The organism is Loktanella sp. DJP18 (assembly GCF_049310965.1).
Classification (GTDB): domain Bacteria; phylum Pseudomonadota; class Alphaproteobacteria; order Rhodobacterales; family Rhodobacteraceae; genus Loktanella.
Map to the genome: position 1 here is coordinate 1 of NZ_JBMERN010000190.1, position 5,349 is coordinate 5,349.

Annotated in this window: 5 protein-coding genes and 1 pseudogene; 2 read left to right on the forward strand and 4 right to left on the reverse strand. The window is 59.3% G+C overall.

What is annotated here, in order from left to right:
- Positions 1–331 precede the first annotated feature (331 nt).
- Positions 332–679, forward strand: coding sequence for a ParB N-terminal domain-containing protein (locus tag ACOI1H_RS23415; RefSeq protein WP_422440572.1), 348 nt, complete (start codon positions 332–334; stop codon positions 677–679).
- Between the two features lie 240 nt (positions 680–919).
- Here the strand turns inward: ACOI1H_RS23415 and ACOI1H_RS23420 are convergent.
- The 4 genes and pseudogenes from ACOI1H_RS23420 to ACOI1H_RS23435 form a co-directional block, all read right to left on the reverse strand.
- Positions 920–1,070 (reverse strand): annotated as a pseudogene (locus ACOI1H_RS23420) (IS6 family transposase); the annotation flags it as partial.
- Positions 1,071–1,232: 162 nt separating this feature from the next.
- Positions 1,233–2,210, reverse strand: coding sequence for a hypothetical protein (locus tag ACOI1H_RS23425; RefSeq protein ID WP_422440574.1), 978 nt, complete (start codon positions 2,208–2,210; stop codon positions 1,233–1,235).
- 448 nt (positions 2,211–2,658) lie between these two features.
- On the reverse strand, positions 2,659–2,820 hold the full coding sequence (locus ACOI1H_RS23430) for a hypothetical protein (RefSeq protein ID WP_422440575.1): 162 nt from the start codon (positions 2,818–2,820) through the stop codon (positions 2,659–2,661).
- A gap of 127 nt (positions 2,821–2,947) precedes the next feature.
- Positions 2,948–3,409 carry a hypothetical protein gene (locus tag ACOI1H_RS23435; protein ID WP_422440576.1) on the reverse strand — a complete coding sequence of 154 codons (462 nt, stop codon included), beginning with the start codon at positions 3,407–3,409 and terminating at the stop codon, positions 2,948–2,950.
- Positions 3,410–3,689: 280 nt separating this feature from the next.
- Here ACOI1H_RS23435 and ACOI1H_RS23440 point away from each other — a divergent pair, with 280 nt between their 5' ends.
- Complete coding sequence (locus ACOI1H_RS23440; RefSeq protein WP_422440578.1) at positions 3,690–4,934, forward strand: PQQ-dependent sugar dehydrogenase; 1,245 nt, start codon at positions 3,690–3,692, stop codon at positions 4,932–4,934.
- The last annotated feature ends 415 nt before the right edge of the window (positions 4,935–5,349 follow it).

Below are 5,349 nucleotides of genomic sequence, written 5' to 3' on the forward strand. Positions count from 1 at the left end.
GGAGCGATATGGGCGTTTTTGCGCGGATCATGACGGGACTGGCGGCTGAGGCGGTTCCGGTCGCCTGCAATGATCCCAACGACGGAGGCGGAGATTCGTTCCGGAATCGACTTCAAGCGAGGAAAAAGGGATGAGCTAGATTGCAGCTCCCGAAGGTTTTTCGCATCTCATACCTTCCGCTACATCAATGCCGAGGGCAAAGGGCATTTCATCAAGTTTCATTAGAAGCCGAAGCCGGCTTGAAGGCGGTCCTGTGGAACGAGGCCGTCAGCCGCGCCCACCATGGCGCGGCATCCCCCCTCCCCTTCTCTACAGATCAAAGATCAAACCCATGGCCAATCAGACCATCATCACAGCAGCGACCGACGAGCACATCCCCTTCGCTGACCTCTACCTGTCTGACATCGACCCCCGTACCATCGTGAAAGACGGTGCCATTTCCGCCCTTGCCGCGAATATCCAAGAGCATGGCCTCATTCAGAACCCGGCAGGCTTGCGCGATGCGACTGGCGAAGTCGCGGTCGTGGCAGGCGGACGCCGTTACCGCGCCCTGGCGGACGACCCCCGGTTTCAGACCATCACCGTCCGCATGGCCCCCAATCAGGTGACCACCGCGTTTTGGGCGACGAGCGAGAACGCGCAGCGCGAGGGACTTGCATTCGGCAGACGAAATCCGTGACTTCGGCGCGATGGACAAGCGCGGTGTTGCTGTCGCAGACATTGCCGTCGCTTGACAACTGCAGGCAAATTCTCAGCTCCCGTTCTTAATCCACCGCCCACCCGCCCTTGATCTTAACGAAAATCTCGTCCAGATGCCCTTGCCGATTTGAGTGGGATCGAACCCGACTGACCCACTTTCGTAGGGCTTCGGCGGCGAACATCGGGCCCAACCTACTCCACCAGAACCGAACAATTTCGTGGCTGATCTCTATGCCGCCTTCGTGCAACAGGTCCTCCACATTGCGAAGCGAAAGCGGGTACCGCACATACAACATCACGGCCAGTCGAATGATCTTTGGGGATGTCTTGAAGTACCGAAAAGGACCGCGTTTGTCATTTGCAAAAGTAATGGATCCGCCTTACCCGCCTCAAGCAGGTTTGCTCTGACAGTGCCTTTCGGTGCCTGCGCCAACCCTGCTAAACGCGAAGATGCCTGCACTAAAAAGGCGGCCGCCGAAGCAGCCGTCATGGGGCAAGTCATGCAGCCGCCGATGGGCGGCCTGATGCCCGGGTCATATGCGACGTCCAAAGACCCCAGCGCCAGTCGCGGCGGCCAGCCCAAGAAGCGAGGCGACGAAGAGCCAGAAGGCGGCGGAAGCCACTGCACTTTGGACGTTGTTCACCGTCGTAACCAGCTGCGTCTGCATTTCAGACACAGTCTGACGCAAAGTGGTAATCGCGTCGTTGAATTTCGTCTGGATCGCGTCGCTGATCTGCTGGGCCTCAGCGTCGGTAATACCTAGCCGCGTTTGCAGGGTGTTGCGCGCTTCGGTGATGTCTTCCTCACTCAGGACCGCGTTTTTGCCTTCGACCAGTTGATCAAGCGCGCTGTTCACTTCTTCGGACAGCGTGCCGGGCTGCGCCGCAATATTGGTCAACGTCCCAAGGATGATCGACCGGGCGCGCGACATTTCTTGCTGGCTGATCACATTGCGATAGGCTTCGCGCGCTTCGGCGCGCAGCTGCGCGGGCGTGATGTTGGCTTCTTCCAAGGACGCACGCAGTTCTGGCGGCAGATCGGCCATCGAAATTGAACTTGCCAGCTCTGAGATATCGGGCAGGGAGATGTTGTCGGGCGTGATCGCCTGCGCGGCGTTCGCCGTGGTCTGAGCGGTCTGGGCCACCAGCGACGTGGACGAACTGATGGCTGCGGTGCCTGCATTCCAGCCCCCGAAGGCGACACACAAGGTGGTCAGCGCCCAGACTGCGGCACCGGCCATCGCCGCGGCGATTGTGTCGTGCGGCACCATTAATCGGGCCGCTGCGAACCCACCTGTGGCAAGCGAGATCAACTGTGTGAGAATGATGAACAAAGCCGCACCGATGCCCAATCCTTGACCAACCGCCTCTAAGCTGGCCACGCCCATGGCAAGGCCAAGAAGGGTGAACATCACCATCAGGCCAAGCGATACAATGGTGCCGACGATCACGGCAGACAGCGTCGAACGACGCGGCTCAGGGTTGCTGGTGTGATGCGTTGTATCAATCATGGGGTACCTTTCGAGGGGAGGTTGGCAAGCGGATCGCGTGTTGACCTTTGTCCGGGATTAGAAGTTGCGTTACCCATGTCGCGTCGCACGAACATGGATCGTCTTTTTCATTAGCGTTACTGACGACGATTTGTTCCCCCTGTGGGCTATATTTCGGCGGCCAGATCCGACGCCACATCACATCAACGCTTCTACCTGCAGGTAAAAAATTGCGGCAACAGACGGCCTTGCTGTCTATCTGGGTCGGATCAAAATGGCGTCAAACCGCATGGCCGATGTGCCGATCAGCAGCGATGTGTGCAACGCTTGGTCGGGATGCTTGAGCGTGCAGTTGAAGAACACAGCGCGCAGATCGGAGAAGTCGGTTATGTTCTCCTCGCATAGGGTGGCTTGTTTTTCAGTCAGGTCCTTGGAGGCCTCCGAACTTCGAAACGCAGCATGACGCGGGCTACGCCATTTCCCAAGACATTCGCGCTGTTTTGCCGAGTCGAAATGACCGGTCGAGACGCGCCGGTTGTGGCAGCGTGAGCAGCGCGTCGGGATCGAAGACAACCTTGCTTATTGCGCTTCCATTTTTGCTGGCGCGCAGGTCAGCGGCAACATCGACCACGGCTAAGTCTGTCTACCACCCAGAAGGTGCAGACCGAAGATGAGCCGTTGAACGTGACCTCAATCAATCGAAGTCTGCCTCAGCGTGCGTTGGCGGCGCTAGATCGGAGCGGCAGTTGGCTCCTTGGCTATTCGGTGCTTTCTTCCTCGATCTGCTCCCCCTGAGGTCCGACCAGATACCATTCGCCGCCGAATGAATGGATATCCTGGCCCTGAGGCGTTTGACCGGTTTCGTCGCGCATGAAATTATAGAGAGGCCATCCGTTGTAGGTGACTACAGTCTGACCTTCATAGCTGAAGGTGCCGGCGAGCGACGGATCAAGCTCGGGCCCCACGGTGACCTCGCTATTGGTGGTCACCAGAGGCCATGCATCGAGGCACTCCTCGGAGGTGCAGGAAATCGTCGGCTCCCCGCCGTTCCCTTGCATGTCGGTGGTGAACAGGTAGACCGGCTCGCTGTGCGGACCGACGATGTACTGGCCGTATTCCTCGCTTTGCTCGGCGCTCAGCGTCGGTGAATCCTGCGCGGCGGCAGCCGACGCGGACAAGGCGAGAGCTGCGATGGCGGCTGATGTTCGAAGTCGAAGCATTGGAGTCTCCCTTCATGGGCCCGCAGGCGGATGAGACGGGCATTTGAGCAACTCTTGCTGGTGGTGTTGGTTCCTCATGCCGGGCAGAACAGCATTTTCGGCAGCTCGCTATTCCAACGAGCTGCTAGAGGATGGAGATCACCAAACGCAGACCCAATTGCCATTGACGCAGGTCTGGTTGCGGTCAAGGGGCATCTGCATGTTTCGGGAACCTCCGCGGCTGGGGCAAGTTGTCAGAGATAAACCGATGATCTGACGTCCCATCTGCAAAGGAAGCATCATGACCAACGCATCGACTTCAGTAGCTGTCGTCGCCATTTTGCTTGCCTCATCTGCCTCGGCACAGACGGATCAGGGCGCGCCCAACGATTCCAGGTTCAAATGGGGCGAACGGAACACGTCCTACCCGCCGGCCTTCGATGCGCAGTTTCGCGCGCCAATCGTCGTCACCGAAGCCGAACTCGCCGTCGAGACCATCGTCGATGGCCTCGTCCACCCTTGGGCGATCAAAAACCTCCCGGGCGACTCGGGCTACTTGGTGACGGAACGCACCGGCAGCTTGCGTCATGTCACGTCCGAAGGCGTCCTGTCGGCACCGATCGGTGGTACGCCCGAGGTGCGTGACGAGCGGCAGGGCGGGATGCTCGACGTGGAGACGGGGCCGAACTTCGCCGAAGATCGAATGGTCTACCTCTCCTACGCCAAGCCGACCGGCACCAACGCCGAGGGCATGACGATGTCGGCCACCGCCGTGGGCCGCGGACGGCTTTCCGAAGACTTCACCATGGTCGAAGAATTCGAGGACATCTGGGTACAGGAGCCCTCCGCCCCCGAGCCGCTCCATTACGGCAGCCGCATCGCCTTCGATGACCAGGGCCATGTCTTCATCACCACGGGAGAGCGCTTCACCTTCGAGAACCGCCCCCGCGCACAGCAACTCGGGGTCACTTGGGGCAAAACAATCCGTATCCACCCCGACGGCTCCATTCCGGAGGACAACCCACTTGTCGGTAACCCCGAGGCCGACGGCTCGATCTGGTCCTACGGGCATCGCAATATTGAGGGCGCACAGGTTGTCAACGGGCAACTCGTCGTGCTGGAGATGGGACCGCAAGGTGGCGATGAGATCAACCTGATCGAGCCTGGCCTGAACTACGGATGGCCGCTGGTTTCCTACGGCCGGCGCTACGACCGGTTCGGCGGTGGCCCGATTGGCACGGGGACGGCAAAGATCGAGGTTGCGGTTCAGCCACTCTACTTCTGGGATCCCGTGATCGCGCCCAACGACTTCGTGGTCTACGACGGCGACATGTTCCCCGACTGGCAGGGCGATTACCTGATCTCGGCTCTCGTCGCCGGTGGTCTCGTGCGCCTCTCGCTAGGTGATGATGGCCTGGTCCAGGCAGAGGAGCGAATCCTGCCCAATCTGAAACGCACCCGCGACGTGGAGATCGACGACGACGGCTCGCTTCTCGTCATCACCGATCAGGAAGACGGACGCCTTCTGCGCATCACGCGGCCCTGATCCGGCTTGGGGCGCGGACGGGCTTGAGAACTAGTTCCGCGCCTCGACCTTTTTCCAAAGGTCCGGCCAGTCGTCATGTTCGCGTAGGACCAGCTGAACGCCGATGGCGATAGTAAGGCGATAGTGTTGGCGGTCATCCGGATATTTTCCACAGCGACGTAGCCTTTGCGCATGAATTTGGTCGATGTGCCCATCAGCAGCAATGTGTGCGACGCCTGATCGGGATGCTTCAGCGTGCAATTGAAGAACACAGCACGCAGATCGGAGAAGTCAGTCTTGTTCTCCTCGCACAGGGTCGCTTGTTTTTCGATTAGAGCGGGTTGCGAGCTTTCCGATTCAGGATTCCCATGAAGCTTTATTTATGATTCCCTTTCTGCGTGGCAGATATGGGGGTTCGATATGGGCAAACCACATC